Consider the following 20,266-nt stretch of genomic DNA (forward strand, 5'->3'; position numbering starts at 1 on the left):
GCGGCGACACACGCGTCGTAGTAGAATGGCGTAGTTCCGTTAGAAGGATTCCGAAGGAATCCGGGTTAGAGAAGTTACTGACGCCGGAAGCCTCTGATTCAGAAGACTGAATCGTCGATTCTGGTCCCCGATAGCACGAGGATCCGGTCCCTGATGGCACGAAGGTGCTGGTCCCCGATAGCACGAGATGATTCACAGCTTGTCCCCAGATCGGATGGCTGCGACACGGCGGCGGGTTGGCAGGGCAAGGCGTCCAGTGTCGATCTCGGCGAAGGACAGGAGGTCGGCACCGTCCGTCTGGCGGCGCATGCCGAGCCGGTAGCCGGGCAGCGCCTGGCGGTCGACGATCGCGCGCAGGTCATAGGCGAAGTGCTTGAGGGGCGAGAGGCTGCCGGATTTGGCGTGGAGGTGAGCGACGTCGAAGCTCCAGCCGTGGTCCTGGTGCCCGCCATGCTTGCGCACCAGGCGGTAGAGCCAGCGCTCCAGCCCGCCCGTCAGCCCGAAATAAGCGCGGTCGATGGTAAGCACGAGCGCATCGTCGAGCACGGCGCGGTAGAACCAGTCCGGCAGGATGAGGTCGACACCATCCGGCCGGCCGCTGCGGTCGGTGCGCTCCTGCCATTCATTGATCCAGGAGAAGCGGTGGCGGCGTCCCTCCGCCGGCTGGCGGATGGTGGTCGAGACCGTCGTGGACTGGAGACGGTCGAGCGCGGCCTTGAGGCGCTGATAATCCCGCAGCGAGGTGCCTCGCCCGACAAAGGTGAGGATCTCATAGGGCGTCGCCGCCATCAGGCGCGAGGTGCGAAGCCCCGCGTCGCGCGCCTCGACGATCTGGCTGGCGGCCCAGATGAGGATGTCGGCGTCCCAGATCGTCGCCATGCCCTGGTCGGGCACGGCCTCGACGCGGATGGCGACAGGACCGGCCCGGAAATCGATCGGCGCGACGCGCGGCGTCTTGGAGAGGGAGAAGAAGGGATAGGCCATGAGATCCTGCGCGTCGCGGGGGGCGACATCGCCGGGCCGAGAGCGGAACAGATCGAGCTGTTCGCGCTCCGAGGGGGAACTGGGCGATAGCGCCATGGCGCATCACCGGGACACAGAGCCGGCCGAGGCGGCGGCAGGGCCGGCGTGCCGCTTGGCCGGCAAGACGGTGCCGCGCGGATCGGAGGTCGAGGTGACCGTGCCGCGCTCGGTCCAAGCCTGGAGGTCGTCGATGGAATAAACGACGCGCCCGCCCAGCTTGCGATAGGCGGGACCGGTGCCATAGGTGCGGTGCTTCTCAAGCGTGCGGGCCGACAGGCTTAGGAACGCGGCGGCTTCCTTGGTACGCAGGTAGCGCGGCGGGAGGGTGGCGAGATCGGGTCGCATGGAGCGGGCCTCCGTGGGCGTGGCGGGAGCCGCCGGAGTGCGGCGGCGGACGGTGACCACGGTGGCGGAGGAGGAATGTCGGGAGGGATGGGGAAGATTGGGGGGCTAAAATCCCCACCCCTTCACGCCCGGCGACGACGACGGAACAGCCGCAGATAGCCGCCGGCGATGAGGCCGGTGCCGCCTTCCACGAGGCCTATGACGCGGTCGCGCAGGGGAGACGTCTTCCAGGGATCAGCCAAGACACGCTCTGTGCCCAACAGGGCAATGGCGATGTCACGGTAGCTCGCGCCCCGGTTCCGTCCGTCGCAGGCCTGAAGCATCAGCCGCAGGCGTCCGCGCTGCTGGCGGGTCATACGGGTGTCGGGTGGCACGGGCTTCCCACGGTGCGCATGCCAGAGGCGGTTCAGGGCCTCAATGCGGCCAGACAGGTCATCATCGAAGGGGATCAGAGCGGCGATCGGCGCGCCAGCTGCTACGCCGGAAAGCAGAAGGTGCGGCGGGACCGCATGATCAGGTGGTTCGGCAGGCACTGCTTAAGGCACTGTCCCGGGGCGCAGCAGTTGGTCGGGAAGCGCGGTAAGGATGGTGACGGCCGGGTTGATCCGCGGGGACCAGTGGACGGGCTGACGGGTCGCGGGGAGCGAGGGATTGGCCGCGAAATCGTAGCCCCCAGCGATGCTCGACCTCTGCGGGGAGAGGTGCAGTTGCCCTGTCGGCATTTACAAGGTCTCGATAGGCCTGCTGGTAGGATGGGTCCCGCCTCAGGCATTCCCAGGCCAGTCCCTCCACCGAGAGATCATCGAAATAGTCGTAGGTCCGACTGTCTCGCCAGCGCGACGTATCGGGCTTCATGAGCGACTCCCAAACGGTGCATGCCGTTGGGATCAGCAATTAAGGATTGCATCACGAGGCGAAACTCACCGCACGCGCAACAGGTGATGCTGCGCGCGCATCACCTGGACCGGGGCGCTTCAGTTGACGCGATGTGGGAGCAGATCGCGATAGCCTGTCTGGGCCAGCCAGCGGGCGCGCTCGAGATGGCTATCATGGACCGCGCGGGCGCGGGCAGGTTCCTGCGCCGGATCAATCCCGAACAGGACGACCACCACTTCCTGCCAGTCGGCCCCCTCGGCGGTCGCGTCGAGCAGGCGCATATAGAGCTTGATATGGGTGCGGTCATAGGCGGTCAGTTTCTGACCCGACGGCGCCCTATCCTCAAACGCCTTGGCCACGTCCATGCCCCGCAGGCTGCCGTTTCTTCTGTCGCAAGCCAAGCCGTCGGCGACGGTGTGAGGTTGCGTTTGGAAACATTCTACCATGCGCACTCGCAAAGCCGAACGCCGGTTCACCGGTTAGGACACCTGATCCACTGTCCCTTTAATGCGGAGGACGAGAGGGGCGAAGGGACCCCTGAAACACGGCGGTCCAAGCTATGTAGAGAATACTCCGTGGTGAAATACTCATCAAGCGACTGCTCTCTCGGTCATGGAGATCCGAGAGGTGTTCGCGCGCAATCTGAAGGCCTTGCGGCTGGCCAAAGGGCTGTCGCAGGAGGAGCTTGCGCACCTCGCGGATATCGATCGCACCTATATCAGTTCGCTCGAGCGGTGCGTCTACAACGCCAGCATCGATGTGGTGGAGCGGCTCGCCTCGGTTCTCGGCGTCGAGGCCTCCGACCTGCTCCTGCGTCGGCCGAAAGAGCCGGCCGTGATCGATCCTGAGGATGACAAGTAGGGCTCGATTTTAGCCGTCTCGATATTCGCTACTTGCCGATGGAGCGCGTCCCCGGCCTTGGTGCCGGGGACGCGATCTGCGCTTCAGTCACCACGCCGTCCGTTGGGGCGCGACCAGATCAGCGAGAAGCCTTCACCGTCCTCGTCGTCGAACAGGTTGGCGTAGATCGGAGCGGTGAAGCTCGGGTCGTCGAGCTTGAGGCCCAGATAGTCGCGACCTTCGGTGGAGCGCTTGGACCAGGCGGCGCCGATCTCGGCGCGGCCGACCAGCACCCGGTGGCTGGGGGCGTTCTCGCCGGTGGCGCGGGTATCGGGGATGATGCGCACGCCCCGGGCCTGCACGCTGAGGGTGACGATGTCGCCGGTGAACTCGTTGGTGCCGGTCTTCTTGAAGGTGCCGATGGTGGCCATGTTCCGTCTCCGTCCTGTCTCCTGAGCCCGCACCATTGCGGCCTCGATGGCGATCGGGAGGCCGGAGGCGAGCGACGCCACATCGCCTCGGGGTCCCCGTCGCGCTGGCGCGATGGGGTGAGGATTGCGACCGCAGCGCAGCGGAGGACGGCGCAGGCGCGACTTTGTTGCTGCGCGAGGAATGACGGCGATCCGGGGTCCCCGCGCAGCGCGCGGGGTGGGCGTCGGCAGGGGAAGAAAGTCGAGCCCAGCCGTTGTGGCATAGGCGCTCGAGGCGCAGCCGTCCTTCGGCCAGATCAGGCCATTGAAGAGGCCGTTTGGAGCGGGCACGGACGGATGGATGAGGAGACGGTTTGGCCTCGGGCCGGATATCGAGACCCGACCAGCCTGCATCGGCGGAAGATACCCTGAGCTTGGCCAAGCTGCGCATTCCCCGTCCCGCCAACGTCGCGAATGCTCTGCCCCGAGGGGGCTTTCGACTGCGACGCGGCCGCGTCCTCCCCGCGCACCAATCTTGCCGCATCGTAGGGCGAAGCCGGCGCGCCGGATCTCCGCTCCCTCCCGGCCCGACCGATTGACGCGGACCCTAACCCATTCGCCGTCTGGTGCGCCGAGCGGCTATCGCGGTGTCAGGGAGGGGAGCTGTGTCCGTCAGAAGGGCCGAACGCTTTCGTGTCAGTGATGCGGACGAAGGCGACGATGCCGACCACGCCGGCTCCGATGATCGAAAGCACCATCTGCCACAGCTGGGAGGGCATGGTGTACTTAACGATGCCATGGGTGGCGTGGAAGCCTGCCGCCACGGCCGGGACGACGAACACGGCAGCGATGATCAGACGCGCCCAGATCGGGCGGACGATCGCGAATAGGAACTGACCGAGGGCGTAAGTCAGGCCAGCGGCGGCAAGGCCGACCACAACGCCGAGCCATCCGGCGCCGGTGCCATAGGCCCATGTGCCCGCCGTTATGCCCGAAAACAGTGGTAACGCGAATACCGCCAGCGTGAAGAGCAGCCAGCAGAAGAATGCGATTGTCACCATGCTGAGGAGAATGCCGATGAAGATCATGGGAGCGGCTCCATAAAATCAGATCGAAGCGCCTCCACCACCACGATGGACCGGCGGGATTGGCGTCGGCGGCAGAGCACGACCGCACGCCACTTCCGCTGATCACGGCCGCCTGTTTGGCTCTCAGGAGGCGAAGGGGTCGATTTCGCGGACGATGGCGGCTTCATCGCCGTCATATTCGGCCGCCGGGGTAACGGAGAGCGTGCCGTCGCCGGCGCGGAAGATGACGACGGTGGCCATCAGGGTGGTGGCGAGGCTGAAGGCGAAGGCGTGAGCGATCTGGGCGGACATCGACCTGGCTCCTGAGCGAGCGGAGGTCCATCCCCGCTGACAGGCGCCCGAAAGGGCCGGTCGCTGGCCGCAATCACCGCGTGAGGCGCAGCCGGAGCGGCGGCACGCGCAGCGTAGTCCGACCCTTCATGGGTTGATGGCGTCAGGCCATCGGCTGGACCCAAGGATCAGCGTCGTAAAGCGGGGGTGGTCGTCCGGTCAGGAGACCGTGATGGCGGGTTGCCGCGCTGGCAGGTCGTCAGCGTTCCACGTTCCACGGATTGATGACCGCCACACCGGCGGCGTCGAATGCGCTGGTATCGCGCGTGGCCACAGCAAAGCCCCGAGAGGCTGCGATCGCCGCGATATAGCCGTCGGGCGTCGGAAAGCCCTTGCCGGTCGCACGCGCCTTCACGGCGAGGTCGGCATAGCGTCGTGCGGCAGCGACATCGAACGGCAGGACACGGTCGGCGAACAGCTCCATCACCCCGTCCAGGGCCTCCGTGAGCCTGTCCTTGCGCTTGCCCGCGGGCAGCGCACCGATGCCGTACAACAGTTCGGCGATGGTGACGCTGGAGAGATAGAGCGTCTCGGCCGCCTGATCGTCGAGCCACGCCCGCACGGTGTCGTCGGGCGTGGGCTTCATCGCCTCCGAGATGACATTGGTGTCGAGAAGGATCATTCGAAGCTCATGGGCTCGGCAGGCGTCCTGTCGCGCGCCGGGTTGAGGGCGTCGATGTCCTCATTGGTCAGGCCGAGGCGGCGGGTGCGCTCCGCGAGCTCCGTCCCGAGCCGGAGGCGCGTGTCAGGGCGAACGGCGCTCTCCAGGATGTCGCGCATCTCAGCTTCGGTGCTGCGGCCATGCTGGGCCGCGCGCACCTTCAAGGCGCGGTGCGTTGCCTCGGATAGGTTGCGGATCGTCACTGCGGGCATGATGGCGCCTCCAGTAAGGCTGATAGCGTTGATAGCAAAATAGAGAGTTTGCCATCACATTCAAGGCGCCGTGGTTGGCGGCGCTTATGCGCCACCAGACCCGAACCGATAGACCGGAATGCCCATCTTACGGGCCTTGTCGGCCAGATTGTCCTGAATGCCCGTGCCGGGAAAGATCACGACCCCGATCGGCACGACGTTCAGCATCTGGTCGTTGCGCTTGAAGGGCGCCGCCTTGGCGTGCTTCGTCCAGTCAGGCTTGAAGGCCACCTGTGACACCTTGCGGCTGTCGGCCCAGAGGGACGCGATCTTTTCGGCGCCCTTTGGCGAGCCGCCATGCAGCAGCACCATGTCCGGGTGCTTGGCGTGGATCTGATCGAGCTTGGCCCAGATCTGCCTGTGATCGGCGGTGTCGCCACCCGAGAAGGCGATCTTCGGGCCGACGGGCACAAGCACCTCGTTATCCGCGCGCCGCCGGGCGGCGAGGAAATCCCGGCTATCGATCAGCGACGCGGTGAGATGGCGATGGTTGACCCGTGATCCGGCCCGTGGCGTCCAGGGCGAGCCGGTGGCGATGCGATAGCGGTCGGCGGCGGCCTCGCGGAAGGTTTCCATGCCATCGCGCCGGCCGATCAGGTTCATGCCGATGTCGATCAGGCGCTCGAGCTCTAGGGACTTCACTTCGGAGCCGTCCTGTTCACGCTGAAGCTGCTTCTGGGTCTGCTCGTTGTCGTCGAGCTTCTGTTCGATCCGGTCCACGGCGCGGTGGAACATGTTGACGGTCGACCAGAGGAGATCGGGAAGGTCAGCATCGAGGCTGGTGTCGGTAATCGTGGCGGCGAGGGCATCGAAGATGTCGGCAATGGCGCCTTCGATGAGACGGTCCTCCGGTGGCGGGCGCTGGTCGCGTTCGTCCTCGGAAGGACGGTAACCGTGGAGCTGCATTTCCTGGATCAGGTGGTCGGTCGGAGATGACACGTGGTCCGGCTCGTGGCCGTCATGCGCGCTCATGGGATGCTCCGTCGGCTTGGACCGCTTGCCGTGGCGGCCTTCATGGCGACGAAGCCGTCGGGCGGGACGGACCTGCACCCGGAGCGCGGGCATGGTCCCCGAAAGTGGGAACCGGTTTCGGGACAAGACCATGCCGGAAAAGCGCACAGGGCCGCAGCGGCAGCGGAGGATGGCGACAAGCCGGCGATTTTGCTTCGCGATGGAAAGCGGCCTGAAGGCCGCGCCGGAAAATCGTCGGCGGCAGCCATTGCCGATCCGTCCCGGCTGACGGCCGATCGCCCTCTCGAAGGCGCAAGGCGCGGTCCTCTTGCCGTGACTGACGCATCCTTGCGGGTATGGCAGCCACGTCTCGCGGTTCAGCCCGTTCCGGTTATGGGGCCAGGCTCATGAAGCGCGCCACGTCCTCCGGGGCGAGTTGCATCCGAACACACGCCCGCAGCGCATCCCTACCGAGCCGCTGGAGATCCTCGTTGAAGTCCCCGAGCACTGGCGACAATGGGATGGCCTCGATGCCTTCGGCTTTCGCCCGTTCGATCAACGTGTCCCGCGCGGCGTCACCGGCAGGATCGTTGTCGCGGACGATATAGAGCCGACTCAAGGCAGGCGGGAAGAGGATGGCGGCCAGATGCGCGGCCGAGAGCGCTGGCATAATCGGCATATCGGGAAGGATCTGCCGCAGCGAAAGCATGGTCTCGATGCCTTCGCCCGCCGCCATCACGCTGTCGGGCACGCCGATGCGAACGGTGGACCCAAGCAAATCCCCCATCGCCTTGCGCGGCGTGTCGACCGGAGCCTTATCCGAGCCTTCGGGCGCGAGCCAGGTGCGGTGTGCGCCGGTGATCCTGCCGGAGAGATCGGTGACGGCGGCGATCATGGCGGGCCAGGTCTCGGTCGGGCCGCCGTCAGGCTTGTAGTAGCAGCGTGGATGAAAGCGCAGATTTCCGGTTCCGTGCAGAAGCGTAATGCCGCGTCGGCGCAGATACGTCTCTGCAAGCGTCCCGGCGAGGGGCTGCGATATGGCGAATAGCCGGCGCGCGGCTTCGATGGCCCCTGATCGACCCGACATGACATGGCGGCGTGGTGCTGCGGGCTCCGGTCCGGGATGCGGCAGGCTGAGGAATGTCCGCGCTTCCTCGGCAACGTCAGCAAAGTCGAGGAGTCCCAGCGATCCGCGGATGACGTCGAGGAGATCGCCGTGCTCGCCGGTGGCGGCATCGGTCCATTTGCCCGCCGGGCCCTTTGCGGATGCCTGGAGGCGGACAAAGAGCGAGCGGCCGGGCGTGTTTCTGATATCGCCGACCAGCCAGTAGCGGCCCTCCCGGCGCCCATTGGAGAGATAGTGACGGCACACGGCCTCGGCCCGATCGGCGAGCCGGCGCGACAGATCGTGAGCAATCCCGGGCATGGCGAGCTTTTCAAAAGCAAAGGCCCGCCGACAGAGCCGGCGGGCCGAGGTTCAGGATCGTGTTGAGGCTTACTCCGCCGCCACGGCAGGGGGGATGTCCGTGGTGTCTTCAGTATCCTCAACACCCTCGTCTTCGCCCACGGCCGTTGTGCCGTCCTGCGCCGCCGTTTCTTCGCCTTCCGCCGGTTCGGCTCCGCGCAGCGGTTCCGGCAGCCAGCCGGTGTCAGCCAGCAGCGTTTCGGCCTCGCGGGCCATGTCGCCCTTCTTCAAGTGCGCGATGCGCTCCGCCGCGCGCGGCCCCTTGGCCTCGCTCACCGCCTGCAGAATGCGGGCCTTGGTGACCCGGCCGAGAAAATTGTCCACGGTGGGCTTCCACCCGGCGATCGCCATGTCGAGATCGACAGCGCGTGCGAGCTGATCAGCATGGCTGAGCGCGCGCGGGCGCCGGTTCCAGGCTTCATGGACGGCGTTCACCGACAGGCTCACGACATGGGCGAACAGGCCGGAGCGGCTGTCGCTGTCCCAATCCCGCAGCGCCTCCCAGAGATCGGCCGAGTCCTTCGGCAGAACCTTGGCCCAGCCTTCATGCCGGGCGTGGATCGCCGCGGCCGAGGCGCTGTCGTTCAGCCCCGGTCCCTGCGCGCTGAACGCGACGCTCTTCAGGTCGAGCTCGAGGCAGCTATCCGAGCCGTAACGGTAGAAGCTCTTCAGCGTCAGGGCATGCAGGGCCGCGAGGAAGGCGACGTCCGGCCGTTCGCCCAGCGCCTGGCGCAGGCCGAGCGTGCGATGCGAGGTCAGCTCGGTCATCAGCCGGTCCGAGAGCGCAGACAGCCCTTCGTCCTCCTCGGGTTCGGGCATCGGGGCATCTGCGATGACGGCCTCGCCGGTACGCATGGCCGCAGTTGCGGCAAGGCGCGGCCCGCCGTCTTCCGCGACGACTTCGGGCTCCACCGGTAGTTCGTCCTCAGGCCGGACATAGCCGCGCTCAATGCGCACCGTGCCATCATGGGCGATGCTGACGAAGGCGCCGGCGCGCGCCATCTCCGCCGGATCGAGGGTGATCGGACGCGCCTCGAAGGCTTCGATCGCCGTCTCGATCTCGCCGAGCCGCACATCGACATCGTCCGGCAACTCGTCCGCCTCGGCGTATTCCGTGGAGAGGCGATCATATTCTGCCTGCAGGGCGTCGCGGCCGGCTTCTTCTTCGGCGGTGAGCGGGATGGTCTCACCACGCAGTTGGCGCAGGCCGTAGGTGTGGCCATAGGCGAAGTCGGGGGCCATCTCGACCCACTTCCACCCCTCAGTGGTGACAGCGTCCGCCTCGGCCTTGAGCTTCTCGGTCACCAGCCGGTCGACGAGCGCGACATCCTGCAACCAGCCGCCGTCATCGCCCTGGAACAGGTCGCGCAGGATAGTGCCGCCGGCCTCGACATAGGCCTCAAGGCCGATGAACTGGGCGCGCTTGTCGCACGCGCGAACCACCCCTTCGGTCAGCATGCGGCGGATGGCATAGGGCTGCTTATCATAGGAGGTCTTCAGCCGCTCGAAGACCTGCTCCTGACGCGCATGGTCGCCGGAGACGGTGAGGGCCATAAGCTGGTCGAGCGTCAGGCCGTCCTCGGCATAGACCTCCAGCAGAACCGGCGAGACCGAGGCGAGCTTCAGGCGCTGCTTGACCACGCCGACGGAGACGAAGAAGGCGGCGGCGATCTCTTCCTCGGACTGCCCCTTCTCGCGCAGGGCGAGGAAGGCGCGGAACTGGTCGAGCGGATGCAGCGGTGCGCGCTGGACGTTCTCGGCGAGCGAATCCTCCTCGGCGATGCCGCCCTCCCGGATGACGCAGGGCACCGGCGCAGTCTTGGCGAGCCGCTTCTGCTTCACCAGCAATTCCAACGCCCGATAGCGCCGCCCGCCGGCCGGGATCTCGAACATGCCGGTCTCTACGCCGGCATCATTGACGACAGGCCGGACGCTGAGGCCCTGCAGCAGGCCACGACGGGCGATATCCTCGGCCAGTTCCTCGATCGAAACCCCGGCCTTGATGCGCCGGACGTTCGACTGGCTGAGCAGGAGCTTGTTGAAGGGGATGTCACGCGAGGGCGAGAGCGTGATCTTCTGAACATTGGTCGCCATGGAAGGCACCTCCGCAACGGGCGGCCGGAGCCTCTCTCTCGGCCTCTAACCCGTCACGCAGCGCAGCGCCGCCCTCTCACTCTGGAGGGCGACGCCGCAGAACCGCAGATCCGCACTAGCGGAAAGCCAGAGACAGGGATCTCCGCATCTCCGGCTTTCCGGAAATCAGGTCGCCCGATCGAGCAGCTTCTTGGCCCGGCCCTCAAGGTCGAGCCGCGCATCCTGGTGGGGCTTGTCGCGTGCGACCGCCGTGATGCCCTGGACGAAGTCGAAGATGCTCTCGGGCTTGCGCCCTTCCTCGGCCAGTACCGTGTCGATGATCTTGGCCGTCTCGGCCCTGGAGAAGCCCCGGTTGCGCAGGAAGTCGCTGCGGTCCTCGTCGGTGCGCGCGACGATCTTCTCGCGTGCCGCCTTGATGCCGTTGACGAAGGGCATGGGCGAGGAATTGGCGAAGCGGGTCAGCGCCGGTGCCGCCTCATTGGCGAAGCGCGAGGCCGCGTATTTGGAGTGGCGGATGGTGATTTCCTGGAAGTCCTCGACGCCCCAGAGATTACGGTTCTGGCACACGGCACGCAGATAGAAGCTCGCGATGCCGAGCGTCTTGGCGCCGACCTCCGAGTTCCAGCAATAGAAGCCCCGGAAATAGAGGTCCGGCGAGCCGTCGGGCAGCCGCCCGGCCTCGATCGGGTTGAGATCATCCACTAGGAACACGAACACGTCGCGGTCGGAAGCGTAGAGCGTCGTCGTATCCTTGGTGATGTCGACACGCGGATTATAGACGCCCGTCGACCAGTCGAGCGCGCCCGGCACCTTCCACCGTGTGTCGCCGGTGCCGTTGCCGGCAATGCGCTGCGCCGCTTCGACCAGCTCGTGATCATAGATCCGGCCGTAGTCCGGGCCGGTCACCGCGCGCAGCTCGACGCGGCCATTGTCGCTCTCATAGGTCTTGATCTGCTCTGCGCGGTGCGCGGTCAGCCCATATTGCAGATTGATGCCGGCCAGCGCAGCGGGAAGCTGGCGCAGATAGGCGGCTGGCGCGCCGATCTGAGCCGCGAGCTGGCCGAAGGACCAATGGTTCGGCTCGACGGGGGCATCCGCCCCGGGCAGCACCAGCGCCAACCGCTCGGCATTGGAGCGGCTCGCCTCCACATGGATGCGGGACGTCTCCACAAGGCGCGACCGGCTGTGATCGGCCCTGCCCCGCACCATCGCGGCCAGTTCGCCGAGTGACAGGAACCGCTCATCATCCGGCCGGGAGAACCACTCCGACGACACGCGCCCGACCCGCTCGCCGCGCGTTACCTCCACCTTGTAGCCGCCACTGGTGTCGCGACCGGCATCCAGAACCTGCATGTTCATGGGGATCAACCTCCATGACGGGCGCCGGAAGCCTCTCTCCCGACCCTCAACCCGTCACGGAATCTCGTCCACCCTCTGACTCTAGGGGCCGTATCGCATTGATCCTCTGCCTGAACACGAGTGAAAGTGATGACCGCATCTAAACGCAGGCCGTAGACGAGGTTCTCAGCCCCACTTCATCTCGCCGGTGGCGACCTTCGAGCCGATGTCGAGCGCGACGCCCATGCCGAGACCGGGGAAGCGGGCGATCATCGCGGACTTGAGCGCGGCGGAGTCCTGGGCCTTGGCGAGTTCTTCCTCGAAGGCGAGGAGATAGGCCTTGGTGTATTCGATACCCGAAAGATCGGTGGCGGCGCCCGGCACCATGTGACCGGGCACGACGACAGCCGGCTTGAGGGCCGCGATCTTGTCCAGATTGGCGATCCAAGCGGCGCGCTGTTCCTTGGTCGGCGTGTCGGCGGTCCAGACATACACGCCGGAGAAGATCATTACCCCGCCCAACACCGCATTCAGCGACGGCACGAAGAGATAACGGCGGTTGGCCAGCCCTTCCGCCGGCACGATCTCGACGGTCTCGCCGTCGACGGTGAGCGAGGGGCCATCGAACACCTCGGGGATGATGACGTCGGCCAGTGTCTGCGGGCCGTTCTCCTTGAGCTGGGGTCCCCACACCGCGAGCTTCTTCTCCACGCTCGCCTTAATAGCGGCGACCGTCTCGGATGCGGCGATTACCTTCGCGTTCGGGAAAGCCTCCTTGATCGGCTTGAGACTGAAGTAATAATCGGGATCGGACTGGCTGACATAGATGGCGGTGAGCGTCTTGCCGCTGGCCTTGATCGCCTCGGCCACCGCCCGCCCGTCGGGATAGGAGAAGCCGCCGTCGATCAGCAGCGCCTCGGTGGCGCCGGTGATGAGTACGGGCGCGCGATAGAAGCCTTTTTCCCCGGCGGCGAAATGCTTCCAGGACAACCCGCCAGCGGCATGGCCGAGACCTGCGGGAGCAAAGGCAGCGGCGGCGCCAGCGGCGAGGGTGGTTTTCATGAGGGATCTCCGGGTGAGCATGGGTGCCTCCAGATCGGGCGATGGAATGGAAAAATGCGGGGCAGAGGGGCGCCCCGCCGATGGCGCGGGCTCAGGCCGCCTTCAGTTCGGCGACCAGCATGTCCATGCTGCCGAACAGGGCGCTGGCCCGCACGAGCCGGCGGCGGTCTCCCGCACCGACAATGATGGCCGGAACGCCCTCGGCACCGAGCCGGCGCATCTCGCCGCGTGCGGTCTCGACGCGTGAGCGATACGCCGCCATCACCGCCTCGTCGGGCGTTTCAAGACGGTCGGCGATCTCCGGCATGTCCAGGCTCCGCAGCACCTGTGCGAGGACGGTGACGTCGGTGATGTCGCGGCCCTCCACATACCGGGCGTGCTGGATGGCCTTGAGTGCTTCGAACACCCGCTCCGGGGCGGTGATGGCAACCGCGATGACCGCCAGCGTCGCCGGGCCGGAATCGAACAGGCGTGTGCGGTCTGCCAACACCTTGTGACGATAGGCGTCGCTGAAGGGCAAGCCGGTCAGCCGGGCTATGCGCTGGTCATTGCTCCACGCATAATCCGCGAAGCCCGCATCCATCGGGCGGGCGCCGGTCCCGGCGAAGAGGCCGGTTGGCGCCAGCTCAACACCCAGATCCGGCTCGCGGATCAGGGTTTCCAGCGTCGCGGATGCGCCGTAGCACCAGCCACAGAGCGGATCGAACAGATAGGTGATGCGAGTCTGCTTGGTCATGGCCGTCTCCTCCGCCAAGGAAATGGCACGGGGAGACTGGCCATGAAAGACCAACAAAAATGACACTCTGTGTGCTAATAACAAACAGTTATGCCAACCGATCGCGTGCAATCATAAACCTCAACCGCTTGGCCTATTTTACCGCAGTCGTTGACACCGGCTCGTTCACCCGCGCCGCCGAGCGGCTCGGCATCACCAAGGCGGTGGTGAGCCAGCAGGTCGCGCAGTTGGAACGGGATTTGGGGACCAGTCTGCTGGTGCGCACGACGCGGCAGGTTCGGCCCACCGAGGCCGGCAGGATGTTTCACGCGCGTTGCGTGATGATCCTGCGCGACGCGGAAGACGCGTTTGATGAACAGGCTCAGGCCGCGACGGCGCCGACGGGCACGCTGCGCATCACCGCCCCGAACGACTACGGCACGGCCCTTGTCGCCCCGCTCGCCTCGGCCTTCACCGCCCACTTTCCGGCCTGCCGGGTGGAGTTGACGCTGAGCGACGACACGGTTGATCTCGTTTCCGGCCGCATCGATCTGGCCATCCGTGTCGGCTGGCTGGTGGATTCCAGTCTTCAGGCGCGCAAAATCGGTTCCTTCGACCAGTTGCTGGTCGCGAGCCCCGTCTTCGCAGATCGCATCGCACCGCTGCGCGCACCGGAAGATCTGGGTTCCTTGCCCTTCATCGCCAATCTCGCCCTGCGCGAACCCTTGCTCTGGTCCTTCACGCGTAGTGACCTCGATCGGCAGACCGCACGCCTGCAGGCGACCATTGCCATCGACACGACACCCGGCGTGCTCGCGGCGGTGAAGGCCGGCGGTGGGCTTTCCATCCTGCCGGATTTTCTCGTGGCGGAGGATCTGGCAGCCGGGCGACTGATCCATGTGCTGCCCGCGTGGCAACTGCCGTCCGGCGGCATCCACACGGTCTATCCCACCGCACGATTCCGCCCGCCCAAGGTGACAGCCTTCGTTGATATGCTCGTGGCGGCGCAGAAGGAGAGGTTCTTCGTCACAGTGCCGCTGGAGTAGCTGCGTGGGTTCGCAAGGCACGTGTGTTGATTTCCGTTGAGAAGTGACCCTGGATCTCCACTGAAAGGTGCCCCAGGTTAATGGTGGTCTGGGTGGCACCGTGACCCTTCTTGAGCGACAGTCCCGGCTGGCTGCGGTCGAGCGCCTGGAGCTGCGATTTCTCGTCGATGCTCAGCGTCAAAGCATGGGCCGGCGGGCTGAGATAGAGCCCGCCCACATCGTGCAATTTCTCGACAAAGGCGGGATCGTTTGAGAGCTTGAACTTCCGCCAACGACGCGGGGCCAGGCCATGGCCCTTCCAAATCTTCTGCACCATGGAGACCGCCAGTCCCGCCAACTTGGCCATGGCCCGCGCGGTCCAGGGGGGCCGTCGCGCATGCGCGAGTGGAGCACACCAGGGCGCCAAACGGAAACCACCAACGGACTTCTTCGTCTCGGTCCATCCACTATGCTCAGGACTCAGCAATCAGAGCCAGAAGATGACGGTGTCGGCGATACAAATTGCCGAGAAGAAGCTGTGAGCGCAACGGTCGTAGTGAACCGCCCCTAGATTCCTGGACGCCTTCTTCCCTAAATTTTGAGGCAAGGAGGCCCCGATGGGCAAAGCGAACTTCACCGAGGACTTCAAACGCGACGCGGTCCTTCAGATCACCGAGCGGGGCTATCCGGTTGCGGAGGTGGCGGCGCGGCTAGGGATCAGCAAGTACTCGCTCTACGAGTGGAGGAAACGGTACGGCAAGCCTGCCGCCGTGGCCCGCGATGACGATCAGGCTGCCGAGGTCCGCCGGCTGAAGCGCGAGTTGCAGCGCGTGACGGAGGAGCGCGACATCCTAAAAAAAGCGGCCGCGTACTTCGCCAAGGATGCAAAGTGAAGTACGCGTTCATCGCCGCGCATCGCCTGCAGTTTTCGATCCGCGCCATGTGTCGGTGCCTGCGTGTCCAGCCCAGCGGCTTTTACGCCTGGCTGAAGGATCCGCTGAGCAGGCGCGCTCGGGAGGACCAACGACAGATCGAGCTGATCCGCGCGGCATGGAGCGAGAGCGGCAAGGTCTATGGCTATCGTAAGCTTCACGACGATCTGGCGGACATGGGCGAGAGCTGCTGCCCAAACCGGGTTGCGCGGCTGACGCGACTTGCCGGCATCCGGGCGCAGATCGGCTACAAGCGCCGCCCCGGCCACTATGCCGGCAAGCCGTCCCTGGCCGTCGACAACACGCTCGATCGCCGGTTCGACGTGGAGGCGCCTGACAAGGCCTGGGTGACCGACATCACCTATATCCGCACCCATGAGGGCTTCGCCTATCTGGCGGTCGTGATCGATCTTTTCTCCCGCCGCGTCGTCGGCTGGTCCATGCAGGCCCGGCAGACGACCAACGTCGTGCTTCAGGCGCTGCTGGCTGCCGTCTGGCGACGTAAGCCGAAGGAGCGTGTGTTGGTGCATTCGGACCAGGGAAGCCAGTTCACCAGCATGGAGTGGGCTTCGTTCCTGAAACACCACGATCTGCAGCCGTCGATGAGCCGTCGCGGCAACTGCCATGACAACGCCGTCGCCGAGAGCTTTTTCAACCTGCTCAAGCGCGAGCGTATCCGCCGCAAGGTCTACCGCACGCGCGACGAGGCACGCGGGGACGTGTTCGATTACATCGAGATGTTCTACAACCCCACCCGCAAGCACGCACGGAATGGGATGCTGTCGCCCATCGAGTTCGAACGGCAGTACAAAGCCAAAGCCGAGGGCGTCTAGAAAACGCGGGGCGGTTCATAGCGTGTGGCGATGCGGCGCCATGCTGCCAAGGATCAGGCCGGCGTTCGCGCGGCTGTCGACCGTGCGAGCAGGATACCCGCGAAGCCCGCCAGCACTGAGCCGAGCACGATCATCCCGACGGTGGTGGACCCATGGCCGAGAGCACCCACCAGCAGGGTCATCACCGCGCCTACAGTCATCTGGATCGTTCCAAACAGACTGGAAGCGGCACCGACCGCGGTCCGGTCTACGCCAATGGCGAGCGTCGCGGCACCCGGTACGGCGAAGCCGCCGGAGCAGGTCAGCAGGAAGAGCGGTAGGACGAGGCTTGCCAGACTGTCTGGCATCAGCAGCCGGCCGGTCAGGAACAGCAGGGCGCCCGCGACTGTGCCGAGCGATCCCGCGAGGGCGAGACGTTCCGACGGCAAGCGCCGCGCCGCAGAGCGCGCAGCCAGCGCGCCCATCACCGAGCCGGCGACGACCGTGAGGTAGATCAGGCCGATCTTCGAGGCGGCGCGCGGAAGCTCCTCCGGCAGCAGGAAGGGCAGGGCGGTGTAGAAGGCGTAGACGCTGACGGTGGCGGTGGCGCCGCCCAGGCTGTAGCCGATGAAGGCGGGCTGGCCAGCGAGCCGCAGCAACACGCGGCCGATCGCGCGCAGGTCGAGCGCGGCGCGTGGGCCCTGGTGGGTCTCGGGCAGGTCGCGGTAGATCATTAGGGTGATCAGCCCGCCCGCCGCCAACAAAGCGAGGAAGGCGGCGCGCCAGCCCGCGAGCGCCTGGAGATAGGTGCCCGCCAGCGGCGCCAGCGCGGAGGAGAGCGTGATCGCCAGCGTCAGCAGCGCCAGCGAGCCGGCGGCCTGCGCGGCCGGAAGAGTCTCGCGCACCACGGCGCGCCCGACCACCAGCGCGGCGCAGCCGCCGACGGCCTGAAGGACGCGCCCGACCAGCAGCATCGGCAGGGTCGACGCCACAAGGGCGATCAACACGCCGAGGAGGTACATGGCGAGGCCGCCGAGCAGCACGGGACGCCGGCCGAAACGGTCCGAGAGCGGCCCGTGAACCAGTTGCCCTAGGGCCAGCCCGATCAGGTACAGCGTGATCGAGAGCTGGATCTCGGCCGTGCCGACGCCGAGCGCCAGTGCCGCCGCCGGCAGAGCCGGCACGAAGACGTGCATCGAGAAGGTCGGCAGTGCCGTCGCGACGGCCAGCAGGCGGATGTCGGCAGGGGGCACGGCCGAGCCGCCCCCGGCGTCAGCCACGGCGCCGCGTCACGAACTTGTCGCGCAGATAGGCCTGAAGCCCCTCCGTGCCACCCTCGGCGCCGAAGCCGCTGTCCTTGAAGCCGCCGAACGGCACCTCGGCCATGGCGTGGCCGAAATGGTTGATCGAGATGGTGCCGGCCTCCAGCTCGTCGCCAATCCGCTCGGCTTCCTCCAGATCGCGCGTGAAGGCATAGGCGCCGAGCGCGTAAGGCAGGCGGTTGGCCTCCGCGAGGGCGGCGTCGAGCCCCGCCACACGGTTGACGACGGCGATCGGGCCGAACGGTTCCTCATTCATGATCCGGGCGCCGAGCGGAACGTCGGCCAGCAGGGTCGGTGCATAGAAGAAGCCCTGATTACCCAGTCGCTCGCCACCCGTGACAACCCGCGCGCCATGTTTGCGGGCGTCCTGCACGAAGGCGTCGATCGCCTCGACCCGCCGCGCATGGGCGAGCGGGCCCATCTGCGTGCCGGCGGTGGCGCCGGGGCCGACATTGAGGGCTGAGGCGCGGCTGGAGAAGCCGTCGATGAACGCCTCGAACACCGCCTCATCCACCAGAAAGCGGGTCGGCGAGGCGCAGACTTGCCCGGCATTACGGAATTTGGTGACGGCGGCAAGCGTCGCGGCTCCGGCGACATCGGCCTTTGCCGTCACGATAAAGGGGGCGTGGCCGCCCAGTTCCATGGTGGACCGCTTGAGATGGCGCGCGACGAGCGCGGCAAGATGCCGGCCGACCGGGACCGAGCCGGTGAAGGAGACCTTCTGGATCACCGGGGAGGCGATGAGATGCTCGGAAATCTCCGCCGGCACGCCGAAGAGCAGGTTGACGACGCCGGTCGGCACGCCCGCCTCCTCGAAGCAGCGCACCAGCTCGATGGCCGAGGTCGGTGTCTCTTCCGGCGCCTTGGCGATGATCGAGCAGCCCGCTGCCAGCGCGCTGGCAATCTTGCGCACCAACTGGTTCACTGGGAAGTTCCAGGGGCTGAACGCCGCGACCGGGCCGACCGGTTCTTTCTTGACGAGCTGGGTCACCTCCGGCGCGCGGGCGGGAATGAGGCGGCCATAGGCGCGCCGGCCTTCCTCGGCATTCCATTCAATGTGTTCGACGGCGGCGAGGGCTTCCATCCGGGCTTCCGCCAGCGGCTTGCCCTGCTCGGCGGTGATGGCGGCGGCGATGATCTCCGCCCGTTCGCGCACCAGCGCGGCGGCGCGCCGCAGGATGGCCGAGCGCTCATAGGCGCTGACCTTCTTCCATACCGCAAAGCCCCGCTCCGCCGCCGCGAGCGCGCGCTCAAGATCGGCCACCTCGGCGAAGGCGACCTCGCCCGTCGCAAGGCCTGTCGCCGGGTCGAGCACGGTGCCGCGGCGCGAACCGGATCCGGCGGTCCAGGCGCCGTCGATGAAGAGAGAGGCGGTCATGTGGGGAGTTCCGGCAAAAGGCGCGGGTCGCCGCTACGAAGGGCGGCGGTGGCGCGAGGAAGAGCTGGCGTGAAAATCGCCGCTCTCCCGCCGGTTAGCTTTGCAAATCGCGCCAGATTGATTGCTGAATGCGCCAGTCTGGGCGTGCGAGGGGGGCTGTCAGCCGGTGCGAACGCGGCGCATCTGTTTGGCGTAGCCGCTGGGCGCGGAGCCGGTCCAGCTCTTGAACGCGCGCGAGAGCACCGCACCGTCGGCATAGCCCGCGCTCATGGCGATCGAGGTGAGCGAGCCGCGCTTGCTATGTCCCAGCAAGGTCTCGGCGACGCGGCGGCGCTGCGCCTTGACCAGATCGCGGAAGCTCACCCCTTCCTCCGCGAGGCGGCGTTGGAGGCTGCGCGAGGACAGCCCGAGCTCGCGCGCGACGACCGTGACCGTCACTGGCCGGGTGCCGAGGCAGCGGGCGATGACGAGGGCGGCATCCTGTGCGATCCCGCTTTCGCCGCGCATCGCCTCGGTCACGTCCCGCAGATGGCTTTCGATGAGCGGCATCAGCGCGAAATTCAGCCGCGCGGCCTTCTGATCGAGATCGGCATGGCGGATGACGATCTTGCTGACGGGCTGTTCGAAGAACACCGGCGCGCGGAAGATCGCCTCGTACTGGCGGCGCTGCGCCTTGGCGCCGTGCTCGAAATGCACCTCGAGCGGTGCCCAGCCCATGCCCATGCGCAGGCGGATCAGGCCGCAAATATTGGCCAGGGAGTGTTCGATATCCTGCCGGGCGCTCGAGGCGTCCGGGATGTCCAGCCGGTAGATATAATCCGCGCCGATGTCGCCGGCGGCGAGCTGGATGGTCCAGCCCTCCTGCATGGCGCGCGCCCAGGCCGAGAAGGCGGCGAGCGCGGCCCCCAGCGTCGGCGAGGTCGTCATCATCAGGTTGAGCGAGCCGAGCTGGTCCGGCCGCAACTCCGCCCCCAGCCGGAGGCCGAGGGCGCAATCGCCCACGAGATCTGCCGCCTCTTCGCAGAAGGCGATGAAGTCGCTGAGCGGCACCCGCCGATAGGCGTCCTCGAGATCGGCGGGGTTGAGATTATGGCGCGCCAGAACGGGCGCGGCGTCGATGCCGCGGTGCCGGATCGCTTCGGCGAAGGGCGTCAGAAGATAGGAGCGGATTCGGGCCGGCGACGCGGCCTTGGTCGCCCGCCGTCCCAGGGTGGCCGTGTCGGGAAGCATCTCGGACATGAACGTGCGACAGGCAAGAATCGCGCCGTCTTTCAGCGTTCATGGCGTCATCTGCAATAAAGCTGGCGCGCTTTGCAAAGAAAGGCGGGCGAGCGGCGGCAATTATGAT

At 66.5% G+C, this 20,266-nt stretch carries 22 protein-coding genes and 1 pseudogene; 3 read left to right on the forward strand and 20 right to left on the reverse strand.

The window, feature by feature from the left end; translation table 11 throughout:
* Positions 1-192: 192 nt before the first annotated feature.
* The 5 genes from AncyloWKF20_RS18350 to AncyloWKF20_RS18370 form a co-directional block, all read right to left on the reverse strand.
* Positions 193-1,080, reverse strand: a complete 888-nt coding sequence (locus AncyloWKF20_RS18350; protein WP_279315394.1) for a replication initiator protein A — start codon at positions 1,078-1,080, stop codon at positions 193-195.
* Between the two features lie 6 nt (positions 1,081-1,086).
* On the reverse strand, positions 1,087-1,368 hold the full coding sequence (locus AncyloWKF20_RS18355; RefSeq protein ID WP_279315395.1) for a helix-turn-helix domain-containing protein: 282 nt from the start codon (positions 1,366-1,368) through the stop codon (positions 1,087-1,089).
* Positions 1,369-1,490: 122 nt separating this feature from the next.
* Positions 1,491-1,901, reverse strand: a complete 411-nt coding sequence (locus tag AncyloWKF20_RS18360) for a DUF2285 domain-containing protein (RefSeq protein WP_279315396.1) — start codon at positions 1,899-1,901, stop codon at positions 1,491-1,493.
* Positions 1,882-2,223 (reverse strand): DUF6499 domain-containing protein, encoded by a 342-nt coding sequence (locus AncyloWKF20_RS18365; protein WP_279315397.1) that lies wholly within the window; start codon positions 2,221-2,223, stop codon positions 1,882-1,884. The genes AncyloWKF20_RS18360 and AncyloWKF20_RS18365 overlap by 20 nt, the downstream gene beginning before the upstream one ends.
* A gap of 119 nt (positions 2,224-2,342) precedes the next feature.
* Positions 2,343-2,609, reverse strand: a complete 267-nt coding sequence (locus tag AncyloWKF20_RS18370) for a DUF2285 domain-containing protein (RefSeq protein ID WP_279315398.1) — start codon at positions 2,607-2,609, stop codon at positions 2,343-2,345.
* A 247-nt stretch (positions 2,610-2,856) separates the two neighbouring features.
* Between AncyloWKF20_RS18370 and AncyloWKF20_RS18375 the strand changes: the two genes are divergently transcribed.
* Positions 2,857-3,105, forward strand: a complete 249-nt coding sequence (locus AncyloWKF20_RS18375; RefSeq protein ID WP_279315399.1) for a helix-turn-helix transcriptional regulator — start codon at positions 2,857-2,859, stop codon at positions 3,103-3,105.
* 83 nt (positions 3,106-3,188) lie between these two features.
* On the opposite strand, the gene AncyloWKF20_RS18380 is transcribed toward AncyloWKF20_RS18375, so the two are convergent.
* The 11 genes from AncyloWKF20_RS18380 to AncyloWKF20_RS18430 form a co-directional block, all read right to left on the reverse strand.
* Positions 3,189-3,515, reverse strand: coding sequence for a DUF736 domain-containing protein (locus tag AncyloWKF20_RS18380; RefSeq protein ID WP_279315400.1), 327 nt, complete (start codon positions 3,513-3,515; stop codon positions 3,189-3,191).
* Positions 3,516-4,144: 629 nt separating this feature from the next.
* Positions 4,145-4,582 (reverse strand): hypothetical protein, encoded by a 438-nt coding sequence (locus AncyloWKF20_RS18385; protein ID WP_279315401.1) that lies wholly within the window; start codon positions 4,580-4,582, stop codon positions 4,145-4,147.
* Positions 4,583-4,705: 123 nt separating this feature from the next.
* A complete protein-coding gene (locus AncyloWKF20_RS18390; RefSeq protein ID WP_018387548.1) occupies positions 4,706-4,873 on the reverse strand; it encodes a hypothetical protein in 168 nt (55 codons plus the stop codon).
* Between the two features lie 238 nt (positions 4,874-5,111).
* Positions 5,112-5,534, reverse strand: coding sequence for a type II toxin-antitoxin system VapC family toxin (locus AncyloWKF20_RS18395; protein WP_279315402.1), 423 nt, complete (start codon positions 5,532-5,534; stop codon positions 5,112-5,114).
* Entirely contained in the window at positions 5,531-5,785 is a 255-nt protein-coding gene (locus AncyloWKF20_RS18400; protein WP_279315403.1) for a plasmid stabilization protein, read from the reverse strand. The genes AncyloWKF20_RS18395 and AncyloWKF20_RS18400 overlap by 4 nt, the downstream gene beginning before the upstream one ends.
* A gap of 84 nt (positions 5,786-5,869) precedes the next feature.
* Positions 5,870-6,796 carry a DUF2493 domain-containing protein gene (locus AncyloWKF20_RS18405; protein ID WP_279315404.1) on the reverse strand — a complete coding sequence of 309 codons (927 nt, stop codon included), beginning with the start codon at positions 6,794-6,796 and terminating at the stop codon, positions 5,870-5,872.
* A gap of 370 nt (positions 6,797-7,166) precedes the next feature.
* Positions 7,167-8,201, reverse strand: coding sequence for a toprim domain-containing protein (locus tag AncyloWKF20_RS18410; RefSeq protein ID WP_279315405.1), 1,035 nt, complete (start codon positions 8,199-8,201; stop codon positions 7,167-7,169).
* 69 nt (positions 8,202-8,270) lie between these two features.
* Positions 8,271-10,334, reverse strand: a complete 2,064-nt coding sequence (locus AncyloWKF20_RS18415) for a ParB/Srx family N-terminal domain-containing protein (RefSeq protein WP_279315406.1) — start codon at positions 10,332-10,334, stop codon at positions 8,271-8,273.
* A gap of 165 nt (positions 10,335-10,499) precedes the next feature.
* A complete protein-coding gene (locus tag AncyloWKF20_RS18420) occupies positions 10,500-11,693 on the reverse strand; it encodes a DUF932 domain-containing protein (RefSeq protein ID WP_279315407.1) in 1,194 nt (397 codons plus the stop codon).
* A gap of 165 nt (positions 11,694-11,858) precedes the next feature.
* On the reverse strand, positions 11,859-12,755 hold the full coding sequence (locus AncyloWKF20_RS18425) for an MBL fold metallo-hydrolase (RefSeq protein ID WP_279315408.1): 897 nt from the start codon (positions 12,753-12,755) through the stop codon (positions 11,859-11,861).
* A 70-nt stretch (positions 12,756-12,825) separates the two neighbouring features.
* On the reverse strand, positions 12,826-13,470 hold the full coding sequence (locus tag AncyloWKF20_RS18430) for a DsbA family protein (RefSeq protein ID WP_279315409.1): 645 nt from the start codon (positions 13,468-13,470) through the stop codon (positions 12,826-12,828).
* A 59-nt stretch (positions 13,471-13,529) separates the two neighbouring features.
* Here AncyloWKF20_RS18430 and AncyloWKF20_RS18435 point away from each other — a divergent pair, with 59 nt between their 5' ends.
* Positions 13,530-14,495 carry a LysR family transcriptional regulator gene (locus tag AncyloWKF20_RS18435; RefSeq protein ID WP_279315410.1) on the forward strand — a complete coding sequence of 322 codons (966 nt, stop codon included), beginning with the start codon at positions 13,530-13,532 and terminating at the stop codon, positions 14,493-14,495.
* A 103-nt stretch (positions 14,496-14,598) separates the two neighbouring features.
* Here AncyloWKF20_RS18435 and AncyloWKF20_RS18440 read toward each other — a convergent pair.
* Positions 14,599-14,856: pseudogene (locus tag AncyloWKF20_RS18440) on the reverse strand (IS630 family transposase); the annotation flags it as partial.
* A gap of 235 nt (positions 14,857-15,091) precedes the next feature.
* On the opposite strand from AncyloWKF20_RS18440, the gene AncyloWKF20_RS18445 reads away from it, so the two are divergent.
* Positions 15,092-16,239, forward strand: a protein-coding gene (locus AncyloWKF20_RS18445) for an IS3 family transposase (RefSeq protein WP_279314132.1) whose coding sequence is annotated in 2 segments (ribosomal slippage) — positions 15,092-15,326 and positions 15,326-16,239 — 1,149 coding nt in all. Because the reading frame shifts where the segments join, the coding sequence is not laid out codon by codon here.
* Positions 16,240-16,292: 53 nt separating this feature from the next.
* Here AncyloWKF20_RS18445 and AncyloWKF20_RS18450 read toward each other — a convergent pair.
* The 3 genes from AncyloWKF20_RS18450 to AncyloWKF20_RS18460 all read right to left on the reverse strand — a co-directional run bounded on the left by AncyloWKF20_RS18450 (position 16,293) and on the right by AncyloWKF20_RS18460 (position 20,157).
* Positions 16,293-17,498, reverse strand: a complete 1,206-nt coding sequence (locus AncyloWKF20_RS18450) for a Bcr/CflA family efflux MFS transporter (RefSeq protein WP_279315411.1) — start codon at positions 17,496-17,498, stop codon at positions 16,293-16,295.
* A complete protein-coding gene (locus AncyloWKF20_RS18455; RefSeq protein WP_279315412.1) occupies positions 17,491-18,918 on the reverse strand; it encodes an NAD-dependent succinate-semialdehyde dehydrogenase in 1,428 nt (475 codons plus the stop codon). Before AncyloWKF20_RS18455 ends, AncyloWKF20_RS18450 begins: the two co-directional genes overlap by 8 nt.
* A gap of 159 nt (positions 18,919-19,077) precedes the next feature.
* Positions 19,078-20,157: an AraC family transcriptional regulator gene (locus AncyloWKF20_RS18460; RefSeq protein ID WP_279315413.1), complete on the reverse strand. Its 1,080-nt coding sequence runs from the start codon at positions 20,155-20,157 to the stop codon at positions 19,078-19,080.
* Positions 20,158-20,266 lie beyond the last annotated feature (109 nt).

Origin of the sequence: Ancylobacter sp. WKF20, from assembly GCF_029760895.1 — a bacterium.
GTDB lineage: Bacteria > Pseudomonadota > Alphaproteobacteria > Rhizobiales > Xanthobacteraceae > Ancylobacter.